The organism is Pandoraea pneumonica (assembly GCF_902459645.1).
Lineage (GTDB): Bacteria > Pseudomonadota > Gammaproteobacteria > Burkholderiales > Burkholderiaceae > Pandoraea > Pandoraea pneumonica.
In genome coordinates this window covers 566847-587891 of the sequence record NZ_CABPSK010000004.1, presented here as the reverse complement: position 1 = coordinate 587891, position 21045 = coordinate 566847, and the positions used below count along the sequence as shown (strand labels likewise).

Here is a 21045-nt window from a genome sequence, read left to right as displayed (position 1 = left end):
CGGCAGCTTAACTGTCAACGTTGACAGTTGGCGGGCGACGGTTTCGGTGGCGAGATGAGGGTGTGTCGTGGGCTGCGGCAGCGCATAGCACTCGCGATCTGACGGCGTTGCTGTGCCATCGACAGCGGCCACCGACTTTCCCCTGTGGAGGTTCACCATGAATTTTCGAGATCCCTTGGCTCCCCAAGAGTCAATTGCTCAAGTGCCGCGCGACGTGCGCAAATCGCCGTATCGCGATGCGCTACCTCGCAACTTGCTCGCGCCCGTCGTGCCGCTCGCGGTCGCCAACGGCGGCATTCGCTACGTCGACCTGATCGACCCTGAGGGATGGATCGATGTACAGATCCCGTGGAACATCGTTTTCCTCAAGGGCGACGTCTTTCGCTTGTACTGGGGCATCGAGGGCGATGTTGTCGACGTCATCATCGGCGAAGATCCCAACGCGCCCATGCGTACGATTCGTGCGCCGGTGCCGAAAGTGATCGAAGCGGGCGAAGGCGAAATCGAAGTCTGGTACGAGCGCGTCTCGCCGTTCGACGAGGTGCCGGTGCCGTCGCCGCGCACGACCGTCAGAGTCAAGATCACCGTCCCGGGCGGTTTCGACCCGGATCAGACCACGCCGATCAACGAGAACCTCGCGCCAGCCATCCTGCCTCCCGGGCCGATTCAGAAGCCAATTCCTGCGCAAGGCCTGCCAGTGACCATTCTGGCGTGGGAAAACATGGCCGAAGGGGATCGGCTGATCTTGCGCTGGGGCTCGCAAAGCGTGCCCGTCCCGCCGCTCGATGCTTCGCAAGTGGGCCAGGACTTAGTAGTAATGGTCAGCGAGCAGGTCATCGACGACGCGGGCGATAGCGAGAACATGCCCGTTTCCTACGACATTCGAGACATCGTCAACAACTGGTCGAAATGGGCACCTAACGCCTACATTGAAGTCGACGTGGGCGGCTCGAATTATCTCGCGCCTGATGTGATCGACCTCATCGACGACACCCTCGACTTCGATTCACTGAACGGCGATGTCGCGTCAGCGATTGTCATCCGCAATGGCGACATGGCGACCGGCGATTCAGTGGAACTGATCTTCGAAGGGCACGCGTTCGGTGGGCATGACGTGACGTACTCCGATACCAAGACGCTGACCGGCAATTCGATGTTGTTCCAAATTCCCAACGACATTCTGGGGCAGTCGGTGCCGGGCCAAGGTTCCGTGTTTTACCGCGTGACGGGGGCCGGTGGCGCAGCAAAAGGGCGGTCTTCGAGAACATCGTTCACGCTGACCGGCACGCCGGTGTCGCTGCCCGCCCCCCACGTGCGAGAAGCCGTGGGCGGCACGCTGGACCCCGCGAATGTCGCCAACGGCGCGACGGTCGATATCGCCGCATGGTCGGGTATGGCGGCGGGCGATACGGTCACGATGCATTGGGTGGGCACATCGGGTGGGGGCGCGCCGGTGTCTTATACGGATTATCGATTCTTGGAGGCGGGCGATGTCGGCGATACGGTAACGTTCTTGGTGCCGTACAACGATGTAGCGGCTTTCGCGGGCGGACGCGCCGACGTGTACTACACCGTGCAAGCGGGACAAGGGTCGCGCGAATCGCAGCATCTGCCTCTCAACGTCTTAGCCATCGTGCAGTTGGCGCCGCCGTTTGTGCAGGGCGAAATGGGAGGCGAATTAGATCCTGAACTGGTCCCGGACGGGGCGACGATGACCCTGCCCGCATGGCCTGAAATGGCTGTCGGCGACAGCGTGACGTGGTTCTGGCTGGGAACGTCGGCAGGCGGACAGGCCACTGGCACGATTACGGTCACAGAGGTGGGGCCGGTGACGGTCACCGTGCCGCGCGGCGTGATCGAAATCAATGCCAACGGTGGCGATACCGTCAGTGCGTTGTACGAAATCACGCGGGTGGGCGGCACGAGCCTCACGTCGTTGGCGCGGGTGTTTAAGGTGCTGCCGTTACCTGCGCTCAGGTTCGATCCGCCGATCGTGGAGGAGGCGAACGGTGATGTCCTCGATCCTGCCGATGTCGACGTCGACGCAACGGTGAGCGTGTTGCCCTATCCGGGCATGACGTTCGGCGAAGTGCTGACCGTGCGTTTCGGGGCGGGCTCGGGGCCGGGTGAGCACATCGCGACGATTCCGATTACCGCGTCCATGGTCGGCCGGACGGTACAGATGTTCGTGCCGAAGGCGAAGGTGGAGTTCTTCGAAGGCAGAACGGTGACGGTGAACTACACCGTCACGACCGCAAACGGCGAGACCGATTCGAAAGATCTGGTGCTGAACGTGCGCTCGCACGTGCTCTTGCCCGCGCCGACCGTGACCGAAGCCGAAGGCGATTATTTGCCTGACGGAGCCTATCCCCGGGGGGCGACAACGGTGGTGCACCAACATCCCGAGATGACGGCCGGGGACATGATCGACCTGTATTGGGGCGACGGGGCACGCGAGTACCACGATGCGATTCCGATTGTGGTGCCAATGGACTTCCCGTTCACGGTGCCCAAAGCGGTCGTGGACAGGTGGTACGGCACGGTAGTGCCGGTGCGCTACACGCTTACACGAGGCGGCACGGTGATGCAGTCCGAGGTGCTTCATCTTCGGGTTGCGTTGTTATTGCAGGCGCCAGTCGTGCTCGAAGCCCCGGATGGTGTGCTCGACCCGGCCGATGCGCTTGATGGCGTAACGGTGCGCGTCGCCTACGACGGAATGACGACGGGTGACGAGATCGAAGTGTTCTTGGATGGTGTGGGCGGTATTGGGCCGCATCCGGGGAGCGCAGACGGGCAGGTAGATATCCCAGTGCCAGCCAATCGAATCGCACCGTACGTCGGGCAGACGGTGCCGGTGCATTACACGGTGACGCGCAATGGCGTTGTTAGCGCGTCTGGGATTCTGAGTCTGGTGGTAGGGGAGTTTGCTGATGAGGTGCTGCCGACGCCGGAGATTCCCGAGGCCGAGGACGGCATGTTGAAGTTGTCGTCGTTCGAAGGAGATCCGACGGTAGACGTGGCACCGTGGCCGCTGATTGCCGTGGGGCAGCGAGTGTGGCTGCGATGCTACGGCACGCTCGAGAGTGACGCTAACGACACCATCGTGCTGTTGCAGGCGCATGAGGTGACGGCACTGCAAGCGGCGCAAGGGCTGAGCGAGGCGATTCCACGGGCGCGGCTTGAAGCGCTGAGGAACGAGTCGAATCTGGTGGTCGAACTGACGGTGGCGTTCGATGGCGGTACGAACGAAGCGCAGGCGACGTTGTTCCCGGAACTTCGGGTGACGATTGAAGTGCTGCCGGAGTTGGAGGTGCCTTCGACCGAGGAGATGATTCTCAACGGCCTTGCGGTGAAGCAAAACTGGCCGCGTACCGGTACTGAGGCACCGGGAAATTGGGAGACGCGTGCGGCGACCGGCGGGGTGCCACCGTACACCTACACGTCAGGCAATGCAGCGATCGCAACCGTCAACGCATCGGGTACTGTCATCGGGCAACGCAACGGCCGCACGACGATCACCATCCGGGATAGTGCAGGGAGCACAACCTCTTACGCTGTGGTAGTCAGCAACGTATTTGAGTTCCGATGGAACGATTCCATCATGAGCCCCCAGCAGGCCGTCGCCTGGAAAAACACCATCCCTGGCGCAATCGGGATCGACATGACTACGATGCAACTGATCTGGTCGCTGTACACGAGTGGCGAGAGACCGCCAGGTGGCTACTTCCATTGGGCGTGCGAACTGAGTGGTTGTGTGGCACCGAGGAGTCTGACTTTCGATACAGCGTATTTGAGCTATGGTTGTCATGACCCTTCAACGGCGTTCTTGACGAAGGCCGTCTGCCTTGTCCCCAAAAACGGCTAATTCGACCTATTCTGCTTAGAGGCTTGCCGTCGTTTTCTTGTGCATAAACCGCCGGACCCACTCCCCGTGGGTACCGGCGCACCTGTCAACGTTGACAGTTATCGGCGGATCGCAAAGCCGATACGCTCGCTTGATCCTACCAACCACCGGAGACATACGATGCGGGTCGATGTCCTCAGAGGTGCTCAGATGATGCCGGCGACGCGCGCGGAAATTGCGCGTTTCCGGCATCGCGTTTTTGTTCAGAAGCTGGGATGGTGTGTGCCGAGGTCACCGGCGTCGGTGCCGGGCAACGGCGAGGAGTCCGACGAGTACGATCACGACGACACCGTCTACGTGACCCTGCGAGGCGATGGCGACGCGCTCGTCGGATGTGCCCGATTGTTGCCTGCGACGCGCCATTTCCTGCTCGGCGATCACTTCCGCCATCTCGTCGACGACATGCCGGGGGCTGTGGTCTTCGATGACGCTATGCGATCAGACGACTCCGATACGCCACACCTAGCGCGCGATCGGGAGAGCCCGGGAACTGTGTGGGAGCTGTCGCGCTTCGCGTTGGCATCGAGCGAAGACACCGATTCGCGCTCAAAGGCAGCAACGCAACGGTCCACGCAAGGCGCGCGCGAGTTGCTGCGCGCGGCGATGTTCACCGCACACGCATTGGGTGCACGCAGGCTCATCGGCGTGACGTACGTCAGCCTCGCGCGGTTATTCGAGCGCTTAGGTGTGCCGACACACAAGCTCGGCGTGGCTTATAAGATCGACGGCCGCTGGGTCGCGGCGTATCGAATCGATATCGACGAAATTGGGCTGGCCGCGCTCGGACTCGCTTGAATCACCGCTGTCGAGCGCAGCTGCTAAGCAGGACTGCCTGCGCCAATCAACGCCACATCACCAACCGGATCGCACTCTGAACCTTGTTGCGGCAACCGGTCTTGTCCAGACAATTTCTGATGTGAAAGTTGACCGTGCGCGTGGAGATACCGAGGATGTCGCCGATCTCGTCGGCAGTCTTTCCTTCGGCGGTCCAGAGCAGCACTTCGCGCTCGCGCACCGATAGCGATTCAATATCGAAGGGTGGGTGTTCCGGGCGCAGCAGGCGGCTCATGGCCTCGTGCGTGTAGTTCGACAACACCCCCATGCCCACATCGAGCGAATGGATTTCCGAGGGGGTTAGCGCGTCGTACGTGCGCCCGAAACTCAGCAGACCGAATTCACCATGCGGCCCCCAACTGGAACGCCCCACGCCGTGATTCAGACCGAAATCAGCGGCTTCTCGCCAAAACTGGTCGGCCTGCGGCATCTCTGGGTCGCGCCATTTCAGCAATGTGTCGCTGTGCGCGCCGACAAGCACGGTCGGATCGACGTTGAGAAAGCCGCGTTCCCCGTAGTGCTGCATCCAGCCGCTGGGGTAAGTGTCGAAGACGCGAATATCGGCTTGCGTTGCGCTACGGTGACTTCGAAAACCGTAGCAGCAATATTCGAAGCCGATGCGGCTAGAAAAGTTGACGATGCGAAGGAACAATTTCTCCGCGTCGGCAATGTCATGACAGTCGTCATGAATTGTTTCGAGCAGGTGCATCAGAGCAGACATGATGACTCCGGGGGCAGAGTACTTCCATGGTCTTTCAGATGACTGCCTGGCTCGCGGCACCCTGATTGCATCGCGCGCACGCTCCCACCGCGATCTTGGTCGCGTCGGCCTTGAGGCGTGCATTCACGTCGGACTTGAAACGAACAAAGGGCGTAACTGAAGGGTTCCCGCAAACCCCGACAATCGAGTCGCATACGCGGTGCGAGTGCTGCACCGATTGATGTATTTAAATTTTTGCTCGCTTGTTATTTCTGCGAATCACGAAATTTTCTACATCGATGTGATGAAGAATATCAACCGGTATTCAGAGAGTCAATGCGATATTTTCTTGTTTCTAAAGACATTGTCTCGCACATCGAGAGGTTAACAGCGGGTCGTTACACATTAAGAGAATGCTTCTTATTTCCCCGAAAATCTGGCGGCATGAGGGGGGTGTTGGGGGCATTTTTCAGGTGATCGAACCCCTTTGTAAGCCGCGCCCACGCATGGTTTTTCGATGAGTAAAACAATTGCTTAGTACTTCCGGGGAATTTATAAAATTAAAAATAATAAGCAGTTTTCTGAAACAAATTAGTTTTTTATTAGGGTCTGTATTTCATTTATTAAATAGATGCTTATAAGTTTTTAGTGGCATGCCGCTTGAGCGCTTCGAGTGTTGTGGTAAATGCGGTTGTGCGTCCACGATTGGCTTCGCGGACAAAAGCCGAGAATGCTTCGCTGCGTGCGAGCCATGGCGTGATGTCGCCGATCACGGCTAGCTTGACGCCGTAGTTCACGAGCTTTTGCAGCATGGCACCGGCAAGGCCCGTTTCGAGCCGATAGAAGTCGTCGTGCAACACGTCGGTGTGCACGGCGACCCACGTCACATCGTTTTCCCACGCGGCGGCGAGCAGCTCGTTCACATCCGCTTCACGCGCGATGGCATTCGCTGGGGCGTTCCAAACGAGCAGGGGGACGTTGTCGATGGCGATGATTTCATCGCGGGGATTGAGGGCTTGAGGCATTGGGGTGTGGAATCAGCGTTGATTGGCTGCAATGGCGGCGCGAATGAGCGCAGTGAGGGCCTTCGCATCGACTTTGTCGCCTGCGTGGAAATCGATGGCGCGGCGTGTGTTGCCTTCGAGACTGGCGTTGAAGAGTCCGGTCGGATCGGGCAGCGATGCGCCTTTGGCGAACGTTAGTTTGACCGCTTGCTTATAGGATTCGCCGGTGCAGAGGATGCCGCCGAGCGACCACACCGGCACACGCCACTTCCATTCTTCGACGATCTCGGGATTGGCTTTCGTGATGATAGTGCGCAGATGGGCGAGCATTTCGCCGCGCCAGTCATCGAGTTCAGCGATGCGCGCGTCGATGAGCGCGGAGGCGTCTTGCGCGGGATCCTGCGGGGACTTCGACATAGGGCACTCCGAAGGGTGAGCGCGGCGGGCGCTCGGGAGTCCCGATTGTATGTCGGCGGGGGAGGGGAGAAAAAGAGGCCCCCAGCCCCTCCCGGAGGAAGGACTGGGTGCGCGTCAAAGCGCCCGAATCAAAGCGCCTGAATCAGAGCACGTCGGGGTTAGAACGCCGCAGAGTAGATCGCGAAAGCGTCTGCCTCTTTCACTTCGCGCGGGTTATTCACCAGCAGGCGGGTTTGCAGCATCGCATCGCTCGCCATGCGCGCAATGTCGTCTTGTTTGACGCCGACTTCGCGCAGCGTGCGCGGAATCGCGGTCTCGACGATCATCGATTCGATGTGGCGGATCAGGGCATCGGTCTTGGCTTCATCGCTGCCGGTGGCGCCATCGCGCAGGATCACGTCGGCCAGTTCCGCGTAAAGCTTGCTCGCGGCGGGGGCGTTGAAACGCATCACATGCGAGAGCACCAGCGCGTTGGACAACCCGTGCGCCACGTGGAAGATGCCGCCAATCGGGTACGCCAGCGCGTGCACGGCAGCCACCGGCGAGTTGGCGAACGACTGACCTGCGAACATCGCGCCCACGAGCATCGCTTCGCGCGCGTCGCGGTTGCTGCCGTCGTTGCAGGCGGGCAGCAGGTTGCGCGAGAGCAGTTCGAGCGCCTTGACCGCGAGCATGTCCGAGACAGGGTTCTTCAAATGGGCCGACGTATAGGCTTCGATGGCGTGCACCATCGCGTCGATACCCGTGGCCGCGGTCGCTGCGCGCGGCAGGCCGAGCGTGAGTTCGGCATCGAGAATCGCCAGATCGGCGAAAAGTTGCGGCGAAACCACGCCCATCTTCGTCGTTTCGCCGGTCGTCACGATCGAGACGGCAGTCACTTCCGAGCCAGTACCCGCAGTCGTCGGCATTTGCACCAGCGGCAGACGCGAGCCCGTCACCTTCTTCACGCCATACATGTCTCCCAGCGACTGGGTGCCCGGCAACAACACGGCAAGCAGCTTCGCCACGTCCATCGACGAACCGCCGCCCAAACCCAGCACGATTTCCGCATCGCCCGCGCGCGCACGTTCGGCGGCTTCGAGCACGACATGCTCAGGCGGATCGGCAATCACATCGTCGATCACGGAGACCTGCCAGTCGTGCTTTGCCAGATCGGCCAGGGCAGGGCTCAGCAGACCGCTCTTGTGCAAAAAGCCGTCCGTGACCACGCACAGACGCTTGCCCTGCGGATACTGCTCACGTAGCAGCGCGCCAAGACGGCGGGCTGCACCAAATTCCACGACGACGGTGGGGACCGTCTGGAAACGAAAAGGATTCATCATCGTTTTCCTCTTAATGACTGCGCATGGCTCACGCTTCGGGGGCCATGCGCGAAAAATTAGGCGGCCACCATCTGCCCGCGATCGATGCGGTAGACGTTATCCAACACCGCGCCAGCGTGCTGCAAATCGGCGCCCGACAAGATCACCGCAAGACCTGCGCTGCGCATCTGACCGATCACTTCGGCAATGCGCTTCGAGAGGGCCGGGGCCACGCCTTCAAACGGCTCGTCGAGCATCAGCAGGCGCGAGCTCGTCATCATGGCGCGGCCGACGGCCACCAGTTTCTGCTGGCCCCCGGACAATTGCAAGGCACGTCGCGGCGCCCATTCGCGCGCTTCGGGAATGATGCGATAGACCTCGTCCAGACGCGCTTGCACGTCCTTCGCCTTGAGCGCCCACGCGGGCACGCAAAGGTTCTCTTCGACCGTCATGTCGGGAATCAGACGACGATCTTCCGGCGCATAGCCGATACCGAGCGACGTGCGCTGATGCGACGGCGCACGCACCAGATCTACGTTGTCGAACGTGAGCGTGCCCGACGCCGGTTTCACCAGCCCCATGATCGCGCGCAGCGTCGTCGTCTTGCCCGCGCCGTTACGGCCGATCAGCCCGACAATGGCGCCCTTGGGCACCGAGAACTGCACGCCGCGCAGAATGTCCGTCGCGCCGAAGCGCACATTCAGATTCTTGACTTCAAGCATGGGCCACCTCGCCTGCGGCGTTGGCGGTGTTGCCGGACGACGGCACTACCGCCACGGTTTCACCGATGATCAACTCGCGCACTTGCGCGTCGGCCAGTACCACGTCGGGTGTGCCGTCGGCGAGAATGCGCCCGTCGCAGAATGCCAGCACGCGGTCGCTGTAGCGGCGCACGATTTCCATATCGTGTTCCACGAACAACACCGTAATGCCGAGCACGCGCGCTGCATCCAACACGCGGTTCATCACGTCGAACTTCTCTTCGGCGGCCACGCCGGACGTCGGCTCGTCGAGCAACAGCACTTCCGGCTTGCAGACCATCGCGAGCGCAATATCCAGCAGCTTGCGCACGCCTTCCGGCAACGTGCCCGAAATCATGTCGGCAAATTCCAACACGCCCAGACGCGCCAGACTTTCGTTCGCCAGATCGGCGGAAAGCCCCGAAATTGCCAATGCAATCTCGATGTTCTCGCGCGCCGTCTGCGAGCCGAACAACTGCGGAATCTGGAACGAGCGGGCAATGCCCAAGCGTGTGATCTTGCGCGGTGCGAGGCCCGTGATGCGCTTGCCGCGAAATACGATCTCGCCGCGATCCGGCTTGATGTAGCCGGTGAGCATGTTCACGAACGTGGTCTTGCCCGCGCCGTTCGTCCCGATCAGCCCGACCACGCTCTGCGCGTCGATGTTGACGGTGATGTCCTTGGCGGGCGTCACGCTGCCGAAGGTCTTGTACAGGCCCGTGGCCTCAATGATGTGTTTCGATGCCATCTCGCCAGCCCTCATGCCGTCGCGTCGCCCGAGGCGCGCGCCGTCTTCGTTTGCGTGACCGGATGTGCCGCTGCCGTTTTACGACGGCCCAGCCCAAGGCTCGTGAGCCCGCCCGGCAGGAACGCGATGATCGCCAGCATGATCGCGCCCATCACGATCTGCCACGTGTTCGGGGCGTAGCGATACGCCATCGCACGCGCCACTTCGAGCAGCAGTGCGCCGATGAACGGCGAGAACGCGAAGCGTGTGCCCGAGAGCACCGCGATGAAGACGAATTCACCCGAGGTCGTCCAGAACGCCATGTCCGGATCGATGTGGCCGATGTTGAACGCCTGCAACGCGCCGCCCAAGCCTGCCAGTGCACCGGCGATGATGTACGTCAGGTGAATGTTCTGACGCGCCGAGGTGCCCAGATATTCCACGCGGATTTCGTTGTCCTTGATCGCCGGACCGAGACGTCCCGGGGTGGAGCGCATATACATCGCGACGACCATCACGCACACGATCGCAGCGATAAAGCCCACAGCGAACAGATTTGTGCCCGTGAGTTGCCACGGCTGTGCGCTGCTGCCGAGCGTCGGCGCGTTCACGTTGAAGCCGTCGCTACCGCCCAGTTCAACGTTGTTGAGCAGCAGGCCGTAGCAAATCATCGACAAGGCCAGCGTGAGCATGGCGAAGAAGATGTCGCGATAGCGCGCGAGCAGGAAGCCGAGCACGAACGCGAGCAGTGCCGACACGATCATCGACAACGCGAGCAGCGCGAACAATTCCGTGAGGCCGTAAAAGTTCATGCCGAGGCCCACGCAATACGCGCCGACCGCGAAGAACAACGCCTGACCGAACGACGCGAGACCCGTGCGCAACAACAGCGCCAGACCGAGTGCCACGATGCCTTTCGACAGTGCGACCGAGACGAGAAACTGCCACTGCGGCAGCGCCAGACCCGCCGCGCCGATGACGACGAAGCCGATGATCGCGAGCCACGTGCCGGGCGCGCGCAGGTGTGAACAGATTGCGGAACTCATATTTTGCGAGCCTCCAGCGGCGCGAAGATGCCTTTCGGACGCACCGCCAGCACCAGCGCCATAACGATATAGATCGAGAACAATTCGCCTTGCGGCCAGTAATGCACGGCGCTCGCGCGCACCAGCCCGACGAGCAGCGCGCCAAACGCGGCACCGGGCAGCGAGCCCAGTCCGCCAATGACCACCACGGCAAAGGTCAGCACCACGATTTCGACGCCCATGCCGGGGGCGACCGATACGGTCGGTGCCGTGAGCGCGCCGCCGATGGCTGCGAGCACTGCACCGGCCATGAACGTGATGACGAAGTAGCGGCTCACACGAATGCCCAGCGCCTGGCTGACTTCACGGTCGTGAATCACTGCGCGCAGCAAACGGCCGCTGCGGGTGAATTTCAAGAACGCGGTGAGACCGATGCCAGCGATGAGCGCCACGCCTACGATTAGGAAGTTGTAGTTGGGGTACGAGAGATCGCCCAACTCGAAGTTGCCGAGGAAGCTGTACGGTTCGGAGACCGTGTACGGGTCGACGCCCCACACGAGCTTGATCGCGTCTTCCATGATGAGGAAAAGCGCATAGGTGACGAGCAACAGCACCACGGGGTCTTGCCCGTAGAAGCGCTTGAGCACGCCGCGCTCCATGATGAAGCCAATCGCGCCGCCCGCGACCATGGCGGCCAGCACGAGCAACAGGTAGCTCACGTAGAGGTTGCCGCCTTGCGCAACCCACGGGCCGATCAGTGTCACGCCAGCGTACGCGCCCAGCGCGTAGAGGCTGCCGTGCGCCATATTCAAGATTTTCAGCACGCCATAGACGAGGGTCAGTCCCAGAGCAACCAGGAACAGCCACGCGGCGTACATCACCCCGTCCACCAGGACGGCGTAGATCTGCGACATCTCGCATTCTCCTTGGAACGCAAAGCGGGCAGCGCACGATGGGCGCTGCCTGCCTTGCGGGTACGACTCAAGCTTGCTTTGTTACGTTGAAGCGGTGGGAGCGCAATGCCCTTAGTGCTTCAGGCCGCCCTTGATCCAGTCGGCCGACTTCACGCCTTCGGGCGGCGTGACTTCCGCGATCGAGTACTGCTTCACGTCGGTCACGGTGACCTTGCCGTTCACGTTCTTCACAATGCCGAACGCCGTGCCTTGCGCCGCCTGGTGACCCTTGCCCAGCGTCAGGCCGATCTTGCCAGCCGGAGCTTCGAAGGCCAGATGTTCGAACGAGGCGATGACTTGCTCGGGCGTCGGCTGCTTGCCGCCGTTAGCGGCTTGTGCCTTCTCGTAAGCGGCCTTGAGCGCGAGAATGCTCTGGTTCATCTTGTACGAGGGGTAGCTCGGCGTGTCGTTGAACTTGGCGCTGTAGGCCGTGCGCAGCCAACGGTTCAGCGCGTTGTCCGGCGCGAACATGCCGTACATCCCGCGTGCACCGATGATCACGCCGTCGGGCAGACGGGTCTTGCCGTGCGTGGCCGTCTCACCGGCTGTGAGCACCGTGAGCGACTTCTTGAACAGATCGCGCGGACCAGCCTGCACCACGAGACCTTCCAGATCGCCACCCCAGAAGCTGGAGTGCAGCACGTCGGGGTGAGCGGCCAGCAGGCTCGAGATGCCTGCGTTGTATTGGCCTGCGCCCAGTTGCGGCATTTGCGAGCTCACCGCCTTGGCGTTCGGCTTGAGCGACTTCAGCGTGCCTTCGAAGTCGGCCCACGCGTCTTGACCCCATGCGTAGTTCTGGTTGATACCGGCGTACGTTTGCAGGTCGGGCTTGCGCTCGGCGACATAGCGGGCAGCGCCCACGTTGTCCATCGTGGCGGTGGCGACCGGACGGAAGACGTACTTGAAGCTCGCGTCTTCGAACACGCGCGGCGTGCCGCAATCGAAGAACAGCGTGACCTTCTTCATTTCTTCAGCCACCGGGGCGATCGCCAGGCAGTTGCCCGACGACGTGTAGCCGACGACGTAGTCCACGCCCTGATTCAACAGGTTGCGGTACTCGCTCACTTGCTTGCTGGTGCTACCGGCTTCGTCGATGTAGACGAGCTCGATCGGTGCGCCGCCGAAACCCTTGGTGGCGTACGGGGTGGGCACTTTGCCTGCGTTGAGTTCGGCAGCCGTCACTTCGGCGGCGTTCTTGGCGGGCACGCCGAACGGACCGGCGGCGGCGCCCGACATGAAGGTGACGATACCGATCTTGATCGGCTTCGCGGCGGGCGTTTGGGCTTGTGCCGTAGCGGCAACCGAGGCGATGGCGGCACCGGCTGCAATAGCGAGGGCGAGCGGCTTCATGCCGCGCTGGATCACGCGCTTCATACTGGTTTCCTTTGGTGGTGTTGCGACTTGTCTGTCGAGTTATCGGTCTTGTGCCGTTATGCGAGTCTCGTTAGGGTCTGGTCGCCCAGACCCTTCGAGCATCACACTTGCAGGCACAGATACTTCAGTTCGAGGTATTCCTCGATGCCGTAGTGCGAGCCTTCGCGGCCCACCCCGGATTGCTTGATGCCGCCGAACGGCGCGACTTCGTTGGAGATCAGGCCGGTGTTCAAGCCGACCATGCCGTATTCGAGGGCTTCGGCGGTGCGCCATGCGCGCGCGATGTCGCGCGTGTACAGATAAGCGGCCAGACCGAATTCGGTGTCGTTGGCGAGTGCCACGGCGTCGATGTCGCGCGTGAAGCGGAACAGCGGGGCGACCGGGCCGAAGATTTCTTCGCGGGCCACGCGCATTTGCGAGGTCGCGTCGGCGATCACCGTCGGCGTGTAATACGTGCCGCCCAAGGCATGCGCGTCACCGCCCACGAGCACACGGCCACCGCGTGCCTTAGCGTCTTCGACCAGCGTCACGACCTTGTCGACCGCCTTGCCTTCGATCAGCGGGCCGATGACCACACCGTCTTCCAGACCGTTGCCGACTTTCATCTCGGCCACACGCTTGGCGAACTTCTCGGCGAAGGCGTCGTACACGCCGTCCTGAATATAGAAGCGGTTGGCGCACACGCACGTCTGGCCGCCGTTGCGGTACTTCGCAGCAATGGCGCCTTCGACGGCGGCGTCGAGATCGGCGTCGTCGAACACGATGAACGGGGCGTTACCGCCCAGTTCCAGCGACAGACGCTTGATGGTCGGTGCGCACTGCGCCATGAGCAGGCGGCCTACGCCGGTCGAGCCGGTGAACGACAGCTTGCGCACGCTCGGGTGGGCGGTGAGCACGCCGCCTACGGCACGGGCGTCGCCCGTCACCACTTGGAACACACCCGCCGGAATACCGGCGCGATGGGCCAGTTCGGCCAGCGCGAAGGCGGACAGCGGTGTGAGTTCCGACGGCTTCACGACGATGGCGCAACCGGCCGCCAACGCGGGGGCCACCTTGCGGGTGATCATCGCCGCGGGGAAATTCCACGGCGTGATGGCAGCGCACACGCCGACCGGTTGCTTGATCGTGACGAGACGCTTGTCGGCGGCAGGGGTTGCGAGCACGTCGCCGTCCACGCGCTTGGCTTCTTCGGCAAACCACTCGATGAAGCTGGCCGCGTAGGCAATTTCGCCGCGCGATTCCGCCAGCGGCTTGCCCTGTTCGCGAGTCATCAAATAGGCCAGATCGTCGGTGTTGGCGATCATCAGGTCGAACCAGCGGCGCAGCACCGTGGCGCGCTCCTTGCCGGTGCGGGCAGCCCACGGCTTCTGGGCGGCCTCGGCGGCAATGACGGCGCGCGTGGTTTCTTCCGCGCCGAGCTCCGGCACCTGGGCCAGCACTTCGCCCGTGGCCGGGTCGAGCACGTCGAAGGTCTTGCCGCTGTCGGCGGCGATCCACTGACCGTCGACCCAGGCGAGTTGCTTGAAGAGGGTGGTGTCTTTGAGTTGCATTTGGATGGGTCCGTGATCTCGGCTAACGACTTGCCGTTCCATCTATTGAATGGTATTCTATGTATTGAATCAAATTCTACGTATTGAACGGTATCGGTGCAACTAGGTGGTTTTCCTAGGGCGGAATGAGAATGCGTTCCCCGTACCATGCTGGCGGCACGCCGCCGGCGAGCCGTTGTCTAATTGACCCCTCACTTCCCAGAAGCCGATTTCCGATTCATGCCCAAGCGCAAACTCGACGTCCCCGCTAACGCGACTCTCGCCGCCCATGCCACTGCCGAGGCAGAACCGCTCAAGACCACCGCCCCGGCTGTGGTCCGTGCGGTGCATATCCTCGATGTGATTGCGGCGTCGACCGAGCCTGTGGGTCTGGCCGATCTGGCGCGCGAGACGGGCGTGCCCAAAAGCACGCTGCACGGGCTGTGCGACACGCTGGTCAAGTTGCGGCTGGTGAAACGCCACGCCAATGGCGGCATGACGATGGGCTCGTATGTGATGGGGTGGGCCAATGCCTTCCTGTCGCAGACGAACATCACCGAAGAATTCCGCGCCGTGTGGGAGGATTCGCGCGCGTTTGCTCAGGAGACCGTCACGCTCTCCGTGCTCGACGGCGCCGACGTGATCTATCTCGCCTGTCACAACGGCAACCGGCCGCTGGGCGTGACGTTTCGTATCGGCATGCGCTTGCCCGCGCCGTACACGGCTACGGGGAAGGCGATGCTCTCGACGCTGCCCGCGCATGAAGTGGCCGATTTGCTGGCAGGCGCATGGCCTACGCCGCTGACCAAGGCGAGTGTGGCGACGTACCCGGCGCTGTCCGACGAGATGGCGCAGGTGCGCCGCGATGGGTATTCCATCGATAACGGTCAGATGCGTGAAGGGATGATTTGCTTCGGTGCGCCGGTGTTCGATGCGACGGGCGAGCGCGCCGTGGCGGGGCTGGCGGTGAGTTTTCTGACCAACGAAATCGATGCCGTGACGGGCGAGCGCATCGGCAGGCAGATGCGAGAACTGGCCGACCAGTTGTCGATCCGGCTGGGGGCACCGGCCCGGCGTTGAGGAATGGCCCGACGGCGGGCAGGGTTATCGGTGTGATGGTGGGAAATGCAGGGCGCGAAGGCTGTCAGCTTCGCGCCATTTTTCTGTCAGGACAATGTAATGGCCCGGACAGCGTCGTGAGGAGGTTCGATTGTTATCGTTTACGGAACAGTCATGTTCACGAATGCGGGCTATCCCCTAAGGGTTATCGCTGGCATCATCTGGCCTTGACTGATGTCCAGACAGCCAGCGGAAGCGAAGGGAAGCGCGATCCGGGCGGTGCCATGGGGCGGACATCCTGAGTTAGGAAGCACTACGCCATGTCCAATATCGCAATCGTTTACTACTCGCAGGGCGGCGCAACCGCCATGATTGCCCATTCGGTTGCCCAAGGCGTCAACGACGCCGGTGCACACGCACAATTGCTCAGTATCGAGCCGCATCAACTGATCGACGGTCAGTGGCACGACGAAATGATGCTTGCACGTCTGGCCTCGGCCGACGCCATTATCTTCGGTGCCCCGGCCCTTCAAGGCGGTGTTGCCGGGCCGTTGAAGGCCTTTGCCGACGCGACCATGGATATGTGGCGCGCACGCAGTTGGCGCAACAAGGTCGCGGGCGGGTTTTCGTTCAGCTACCGTCCGGGCGACGACAAGCGCAACACGCTCGACTACTTCGCTGCCCTCGCTGCCAAGCACGGCATGGTGTGGGCCGATCCGGAAGACCCGGAAACGCCGGACGACGGCTTGCATGCCCGCCGTCTCAAAGACTTCGTGAGCGTGACCGGTCAAGGCGTGGAAGCCGACGCCGCGTATGCCCTCGATCCGGCCGATGTCATCGCCGGTAAGCAATACGGTCGCAGTGTGGCGGGGCTGGTCGCCCGCCTGGCAGGCGAAGTGTTGGAGTCGCCCGCGGTGCTCGCGCGCCGTGCGCTGGAGGCTGCCGAGCGTCGGCTGTGAGGCGCGCGCCATACTGGCGCAAGGTGATTCGGCGCGTGTTGGCGTCGAGACGGAATGAAAAAAGCGTGAGGCCCGATCGATGGGTGCCCACGCTTTTTTTTGGACTTCGGGACGTGATGCGCGTTACGGCGTGGCGCGGCGTTCGTTCGAACTCGACGTCAGCGAGCGGCGCAAAGTGTCCGCCATCGAGCGCAGTCCAGACGTTGCCCATTCGAGCCTCGACGGCTGGGCCGACCATTCGCGCAGCGGGAACGTGGCATTGAAACCTTCGTCGACGGCGGCCTGCGTCAAAGCGCCGTCGTAGGACACGACTTCCGCGCCTTTGCCACATTCCTTCGCAATACACAGTGCGGAGTTGACGAACGTCGTCGCGGTGTGCGGATTTCGCTGGATGAGGTGGCGGGCATCGTCGATATCGACAAACACCACCGGATTGCCGCTGTCTTGCACGAAACCCACGGTGGGCATCGTTCCAGCGAGGGCGCCTCGAATACTGCTGAATGGCACTTCGCCAGCGTAGGCGATGGCTAGTGCATTGGCGGGTATCTCCGCATCTGCCACGGCCGCCCGGTCGAGTACGACGCGCAGATCGTGCGGCAAGCGTTGCAACACGTCGGCGGGCGGCATGCCGCGCTCGCTCCGATAGTCGATCAGAACGACGTACTTGTCGGCTAACACGCGTTGCAACGTTTCCTTGATGCCGGTGTGGAGCCTGTCCGACGGCATGACACTTTGCGCCGGGAGGGGCGGTGTGGGAGGGGTAATAACGATTTGCGGCGCAGGTGACGGGAGGACCATACGGCTCCTTGCGAGAGTGAGTGGGTATCCTGCGCCCGGTCTCGGCTCCGTCACTTTCAGAATTCGCGCACGCTTAAACGCTCGTGCGCGCAGCCGCCTCAGTCGTTGCGCGCGTCTCCCACCGGCTCCGCATGAATCTGCAAAACCGCATCGCGTTTGGCGAGCAGGTGCTTGCGCAGAATTTCCGACAAGCGCTTGCCGTCCTTCGCTTCGAGCGCGGCAATCATTTGCTCGTGCTCGTCGATGGCGCGATCCCACTTGTCGGTGCGGAAGTTCGAGCGAAAGCGCAGCGCCATCAAGCGGCGATTGATCGAAATGTAAGTCTGGCGCAACGCCCCGTTACGCGCCGCTTCATTGATGCGATCGTGAATCTCTTGATTGCGTGCGTAGTACCCGGGCAAGTCCTGCTGCGCACGGCAAGCGAGCATGGCGTAGTGCAGTGCCTTGATCTCGGCCAGTTCGACGGCGGTCATGCGCTCGGCGGCTAGTTCGCCGGAAAACCCTTCGAGCGCACTCATCAACTCGAACGTCTCCCAGATCTCTTTTTCCGTCATGCGTGCCACGCTCGCGCCGCGATTCGGCGCGATCTCGATCAGCCCTTCGGCAGCGAGCACCTTGAACGCTTCGCGCAACGGCGTGCGTGAAATGCCAAGGGTCTCGCATAGCTCGCGTTCGTTGAGCTTCACGCCCGGCGAGAGCACGCCCTCGATGATCAGCTTGCGCAGGTGGTCGACCACGGTGTCGTGCAAACGCAAACGTTCCACACGTGGGATCTCGGTTCCGGCAATGGTCGGCAAGTCTTCCATCTTTTGCATTCAAAATCATTAAACCTTCATGGCGGCGATTGTACCGTACTGCATCCGGGTCTCGTCCCGCTCGGGTAAACACCTGTATTAAAAGTGTTTCTCGCCCCTTGCGAGAATCTTCGGCTCTGCTAAAGTATTTTGCATGCAAAATTCAAAAGGAGAGAGTCGTTCATGTTGAAGCTCGATTTCCACCCCTCGGGGCGCCATTTCCTCCAGATCCCCGGCCCTAGCCCGGTGCCCGATCGCATTCTGCGCGCCATGAGCTATCCGACCATCGACCACCGCGGCCCGGAGTTCGGCGCGCTCGGTCGTAAGGTGCTCACCGACATCAAGAAGATTTTCAAGACCGAACAGCCGGTGGTGATTTACCCGGCGTCGGGCACGGGCGCATGGGAAGCGGCGCTCTCCAACACGCTCTCGCCGGGCGACACCGTGCTGATGTTCGAGACGGGGCACTTCGCCACGCTGTGGAAGAAGATGGCCGAGAACCTCGGCCTGAAGCCTGAGTTCATCGGCTTGCCGGGCACCGACGGATGGCGTCAGGGCGTGAAGGCCGACATGATCGAAGCGCGTTTGCGCGCCGACACCGCACACGGCATCAAGGCTGTGTGCGTCGTGCATAACGAAACCTCGACCGGTGTGACGTCGGACATCGCCGCCGTGCGCCGCGCCATCGACGCCGCAGGCCACCCGGCGCTGCTGCTCGTCGACACGATCTCGGGTCTGGCCTCCGCCGACTATCGTCACGACGAATGGGGTGTCGACGTCACCGTCTCGGGCTCGCAAAAGGGCCTGATGCTGCCGCCGGGAATCAGCTTCAACGCGATCTCGCCGAAGGCGCTCGAAGCTGGCCGTCACGCCAAGATGCCGCGTGCGTTCTGGGGCTGGCAGGAAATCATCGAAGCGAACAAGAACGGCTACTGGCCGTACACGCCGAACACGAACCTGCTGTACGGCCTGTCGGAAGCGCTCGACATGATTCTCGAAGAAGGGCTGGATAACGTGTTTGCGCGTCACCAGCGTCTGGCCGAAGCCACGCGCCGTGCCGTGCGTGCATGGGGCCTCGAGATTCAGTGCCAAGACCCGGCGGTGTACAGCCCGGTGCTCACGGGGGTGGTGATGCCGCAAGGCGTCGATGCCGACGAAGTGCGCAAGCGCATTTACGAGCGCTTCGACATGTCGCTCGGTCAGGCGCTGGGCAAGATTCGCGGCACGATGTTCCGTATCGGCCATCTCGGCGATTGCAACGACCTCACGCTCATGGCCACGCTGGCCGGTTGCGAAATGGGGCTGCAACTCTCGGGTGTGAAACTGGCCGACTCGGGCGTGGTGGCGGCAATGGCCTATCTGGCCGAAGCCAAGAGCACGCCGTCGCTCAAGGCCGCCGCTTAATCGGTCGCCTGAAATAACGGGGTGTGCCTCGAGCGCACCCCGGCAGTGAATGCTTTGCTTGCAATTGAGCGGACACCGGGGCGTCGCAGAATGCCCCGTGCCGCCGCAACACCTCACGCGTTGCCCGCTGCGAACGGGCGCGCCTCACGGGCTGTTTCAGGAGACATGCAATGAAGCTTTTCAGAGCGACAAGAGTCGTGCTGGTGATGCTATGCGTCATGTATTTCATCACCTACCTAGATCGCGTCAACGTCAGTACGGCCGCTGCCGGCTTCGGTAAGGAATTCAATCTCAATAAGACCGAAATTGGTCTGGTCTTTTCGGCCTTTGCCTATCCGTATCTCGTATTCCAAATCATCGGCGGCTGGGTGAGCGATCGCTTCGGCGCCAAACGTACGCTGCTCGTGTGCGGCGCGTTGTGGGCCGTGGCGACGATTCTCACCGGCATGGCGGGTGGTCTCGTCACGCTGTTGCTCGCCCGCCTGCTGCTCGGTCTGGGCGAAGGTGCCACGTTCCCGGCGGCCACGTCCGCGATGTCGCGCTGGATTCCCAAAGAGAAGCGCGGTTTCGCGCAGGGCATCACGCACGCCGCCTCGCGTATCGGTAACGCGGTGGCCCCGGCGTTGGTCGTCTTCATCATGGCCACGCACGGCTGGCGCGAGTCGTTCTATCTGTGCGGCATCGTGAGTCTGGTGTGGGTGGTGCTGTGGGCGTTCACGTTCACGGAGCGTCCGCAAGATCATCCGCGCATCACGCCCGAAGAAATCGCGGTGCTGCCCGCGCTGAAAGCCAAGAGCGGCTCGGTGCCCTGGGGCCCGCTGTTCAAGCGCATGGCACCGGTGACGATCGTGTACTTCTGTTACGGCTGGACGTTGTGGCTCTTCCTGTCGTGGATTCCGCAATACTTCCTGCATAGCTACGACCTCGATCTGAAAAAGTCGGCGCTGTTTGCATCGAGCGTGTTCTTCGCTGGCGTGATCGGCGATACGCTCGGCGGCATCGTGACGGACAAGCTCTACGAGCGCACGGGCAACCTCAAGAAAGCGCGTAGCTGGATGGTGTCGGTGTGCATGCTGCTCACGCTGATTTCGCTCGTGCCGATGATGTTCACGCACCATCTGTATGTGTCGATGGCATGCCTCGCGTTCGGTTTCTTCTTCGCCGAAATGACGATTGGGCCGATGTGGGCCATTCCGATGGATATCGCGCCGGAATACTCGGGCACGGCCAGCGGCATGATGAACACGGGCTCGGCACTCGCCGCCATCATCTCGCCGGTGCTCTCGGGGTATTTGATCGACCGCACGGGTAACTGGGAACTGCCGTTCCTGGGCAGCATGATTCTCATGGGCGTCGGTGTGATCCTCGCCTTCCGCATGCAGCCCGAGAGCAAGTTCTCGAGCGCCGGTGAAGCCAAGAGCGCGAGCAACGCGCGCCAGCCGGCATAAGTCTTCCCTAAGCCACACTTCCTGCGCGGGCGGCATCGGCCCGCCCGTGCAGCGACACCACCGGCCAGCCCACAG

The 21045-nt window shown here is 62.0% G+C and carries 18 protein-coding genes; 6 read left to right on the top strand and 12 right to left on the bottom strand.

Annotation, left to right across the window (positions count from 1 at the left end):
- Positions 1–157: 157 nt before the first annotated feature.
- Both PPN31114_RS21775 and PPN31114_RS21770 read left to right on the top strand, forming a co-directional pair.
- Positions 158–3865, top strand: a complete 3708-nt coding sequence (locus PPN31114_RS21775) for a hypothetical protein (protein ID WP_150681585.1) — start codon at positions 158–160, stop codon at positions 3863–3865.
- Positions 3866–4024: 159 nt separating this feature from the next.
- A complete protein-coding gene (locus tag PPN31114_RS21770) occupies positions 4025–4699 on the top strand; it encodes an acyl-homoserine-lactone synthase (protein WP_150681584.1) in 675 nt (224 codons plus the stop codon).
- Positions 4700–4745: 46 nt separating this feature from the next.
- Here PPN31114_RS21770 and PPN31114_RS21765 read toward each other — a convergent pair whose 3' ends face one another.
- The 10 genes from PPN31114_RS21765 to PPN31114_RS21720 all read right to left on the bottom strand — a co-directional run bounded on the left by PPN31114_RS21765 (position 4746) and on the right by PPN31114_RS21720 (position 14529).
- A complete protein-coding gene (locus tag PPN31114_RS21765) occupies positions 4746–5459 on the bottom strand; it encodes an autoinducer binding domain-containing protein (protein WP_174988328.1) in 714 nt (237 codons plus the stop codon).
- 614 nt (positions 5460–6073) lie between these two features.
- On the bottom strand, positions 6074–6463 hold the full coding sequence (locus PPN31114_RS21760) for a DUF4180 domain-containing protein (protein WP_150681582.1): 390 nt from the start codon (positions 6461–6463) through the stop codon (positions 6074–6076).
- Positions 6464–6475: 12 nt separating this feature from the next.
- A complete protein-coding gene (locus PPN31114_RS21755) occupies positions 6476–6859 on the bottom strand; it encodes a DUF1801 domain-containing protein (RefSeq protein WP_150681581.1) in 384 nt (127 codons plus the stop codon).
- A 158-nt stretch (positions 6860–7017) separates the two neighbouring features.
- Positions 7018–8178, bottom strand: a complete 1161-nt coding sequence (locus PPN31114_RS21750) for an iron-containing alcohol dehydrogenase (protein WP_150681756.1) — start codon at positions 8176–8178, stop codon at positions 7018–7020.
- 59 nt (positions 8179–8237) lie between these two features.
- On the bottom strand, positions 8238–8882 hold the full coding sequence (locus tag PPN31114_RS21745) for a branched-chain amino acid ABC transporter ATP-binding protein (protein WP_150681580.1): 645 nt from the start codon (positions 8880–8882) through the stop codon (positions 8238–8240).
- Positions 8875–9648, bottom strand: coding sequence for an ABC transporter ATP-binding protein (locus PPN31114_RS21740; protein WP_150681579.1), 774 nt, complete (start codon positions 9646–9648; stop codon positions 8875–8877). Before PPN31114_RS21740 ends, PPN31114_RS21745 begins: the two co-directional genes overlap by 8 nt.
- An 11-nt stretch (positions 9649–9659) precedes the next feature.
- On the bottom strand, positions 9660–10673 hold the full coding sequence (locus PPN31114_RS21735; protein WP_150681578.1) for a branched-chain amino acid ABC transporter permease: 1014 nt from the start codon (positions 10671–10673) through the stop codon (positions 9660–9662).
- Positions 10670–11566, bottom strand: coding sequence for a branched-chain amino acid ABC transporter permease (locus tag PPN31114_RS21730; protein ID WP_150681577.1), 897 nt, complete (start codon positions 11564–11566; stop codon positions 10670–10672). Before PPN31114_RS21730 ends, PPN31114_RS21735 begins: the two co-directional genes overlap by 4 nt.
- A gap of 111 nt (positions 11567–11677) precedes the next feature.
- On the bottom strand, positions 11678–12979 hold the full coding sequence (locus PPN31114_RS21725) for an ABC transporter substrate-binding protein (protein ID WP_246182684.1): 1302 nt from the start codon (positions 12977–12979) through the stop codon (positions 11678–11680).
- Between the two features lie 101 nt (positions 12980–13080).
- Complete coding sequence (locus PPN31114_RS21720) at positions 13081–14529, bottom strand: NAD-dependent succinate-semialdehyde dehydrogenase (protein ID WP_150681576.1); 1449 nt, start codon at positions 14527–14529, stop codon at positions 13081–13083.
- Between the two features lie 219 nt (positions 14530–14748).
- Between PPN31114_RS21720 and PPN31114_RS21715 the strand changes: the two genes are divergently transcribed.
- Both PPN31114_RS21715 and PPN31114_RS21710 read left to right on the top strand, forming a co-directional pair.
- Positions 14749–15588 (top strand): IclR family transcriptional regulator, encoded by an 840-nt coding sequence (locus PPN31114_RS21715; protein ID WP_150681575.1) that lies wholly within the window; start codon positions 14749–14751, stop codon positions 15586–15588.
- 299 nt (positions 15589–15887) lie between these two features.
- Positions 15888–16526 (top strand): flavodoxin family protein, encoded by a 639-nt coding sequence (locus PPN31114_RS21710; protein ID WP_150681574.1) that lies wholly within the window; start codon positions 15888–15890, stop codon positions 16524–16526.
- Between the two features lie 123 nt (positions 16527–16649).
- On the opposite strand, the gene PPN31114_RS21705 is transcribed toward PPN31114_RS21710, so the two are convergent.
- Together PPN31114_RS21705 and PPN31114_RS21700 are read right to left on the bottom strand one after the other, a co-directional pair.
- A complete protein-coding gene (locus PPN31114_RS21705; RefSeq protein WP_150681573.1) occupies positions 16650–17252 on the bottom strand; it encodes a hypothetical protein in 603 nt (200 codons plus the stop codon).
- A 170-nt stretch (positions 17253–17422) separates the two neighbouring features.
- Complete coding sequence (locus PPN31114_RS21700) at positions 17423–18139, bottom strand: GntR family transcriptional regulator (RefSeq protein ID WP_150681572.1); 717 nt, start codon at positions 18137–18139, stop codon at positions 17423–17425.
- 162 nt (positions 18140–18301) lie between these two features.
- Here PPN31114_RS21700 and PPN31114_RS21695 point away from each other — a divergent pair, with 162 nt between their 5' ends.
- Entirely contained in the window at positions 18302–19522 is a 1221-nt protein-coding gene (locus PPN31114_RS21695) for a pyridoxal-phosphate-dependent aminotransferase family protein (RefSeq protein ID WP_150681571.1), read from the top strand.
- A gap of 170 nt (positions 19523–19692) precedes the next feature.
- Positions 19693–20970, top strand: a complete 1278-nt coding sequence (locus tag PPN31114_RS21690) for an MFS transporter (RefSeq protein WP_150681570.1) — start codon at positions 19693–19695, stop codon at positions 20968–20970.
- The last annotated feature ends 75 nt before the right edge of the window (positions 20971–21045 follow it).

What these genes read in the sequence shown, in the direction of transcription:
- PPN31114_RS21700 (WP_150681572.1), bottom strand. Translation starts at nt 18,139, where the DNA reads ATGCAAAAGATGGAAGACTTGCCGACCATTGCCGGAACCGAGATCCCA.
- PPN31114_RS21750 (WP_150681756.1), bottom strand. Translation starts at nt 8,178, where the DNA reads ATGAATCCTTTTCGTTTCCAGACGGTCCCCACCGTCGTCGTGGAATTT.
- PPN31114_RS21735 (WP_150681578.1), bottom strand. Translation starts at nt 10,673, where the DNA reads ATGAGTTCCGCAATCTGTTCACACCTGCGCGCGCCCGGCACGTGGCTC.
- PPN31114_RS21715 (WP_150681575.1), top strand. Translation starts at nt 14,749, where the DNA reads ATGCCCAAGCGCAAACTCGACGTCCCCGCTAACGCGACTCTCGCCGCC.
- PPN31114_RS21725 (WP_246182684.1), bottom strand. Translation starts at nt 12,979, where the DNA reads ATGAAGCGCGTGATCCAGCGCGGCATGAAGCCGCTCGCCCTCGCTATT.
- PPN31114_RS21740 (WP_150681579.1), bottom strand. Translation starts at nt 9,648, where the DNA reads ATGGCATCGAAACACATCATTGAGGCCACGGGCCTGTACAAGACCTTC.
- PPN31114_RS21770 (WP_150681584.1), top strand. Translation starts at nt 4,025, where the DNA reads ATGCGGGTCGATGTCCTCAGAGGTGCTCAGATGATGCCGGCGACGCGC.
- PPN31114_RS21775 (WP_150681585.1), top strand. Translation starts at nt 158, where the DNA reads ATGAATTTTCGAGATCCCTTGGCTCCCCAAGAGTCAATTGCTCAAGTG.
- PPN31114_RS21710 (WP_150681574.1), top strand. Translation starts at nt 15,888, where the DNA reads ATGTCCAATATCGCAATCGTTTACTACTCGCAGGGCGGCGCAACCGCC.
- PPN31114_RS21755 (WP_150681581.1), bottom strand. Translation starts at nt 6,859, where the DNA reads ATGTCGAAGTCCCCGCAGGATCCCGCGCAAGACGCCTCCGCGCTCATC.
- PPN31114_RS21720 (WP_150681576.1), bottom strand. Translation starts at nt 14,529, where the DNA reads ATGCAACTCAAAGACACCACCCTCTTCAAGCAACTCGCCTGGGTCGAC.
- PPN31114_RS21765 (WP_174988328.1), bottom strand. Translation starts at nt 5,459, where the DNA reads ATGTCTGCTCTGATGCACCTGCTCGAAACAATTCATGACGACTGTCAT.
- PPN31114_RS21705 (WP_150681573.1), bottom strand. Translation starts at nt 17,252, where the DNA reads ATGCCGTCGGACAGGCTCCACACCGGCATCAAGGAAACGTTGCAACGC.
- PPN31114_RS21745 (WP_150681580.1), bottom strand. Translation starts at nt 8,882, where the DNA reads ATGCTTGAAGTCAAGAATCTGAATGTGCGCTTCGGCGCGACGGACATT.
- PPN31114_RS21730 (WP_150681577.1), bottom strand. Translation starts at nt 11,566, where the DNA reads ATGTCGCAGATCTACGCCGTCCTGGTGGACGGGGTGATGTACGCCGCG.
- PPN31114_RS21760 (WP_150681582.1), bottom strand. Translation starts at nt 6,463, where the DNA reads ATGCCTCAAGCCCTCAATCCCCGCGATGAAATCATCGCCATCGACAAC.
- PPN31114_RS21695 (WP_150681571.1), top strand. Translation starts at nt 18,302, where the DNA reads ATGTTGAAGCTCGATTTCCACCCCTCGGGGCGCCATTTCCTCCAGATC.
- PPN31114_RS21690 (WP_150681570.1), top strand. Translation starts at nt 19,693, where the DNA reads ATGAAGCTTTTCAGAGCGACAAGAGTCGTGCTGGTGATGCTATGCGTC.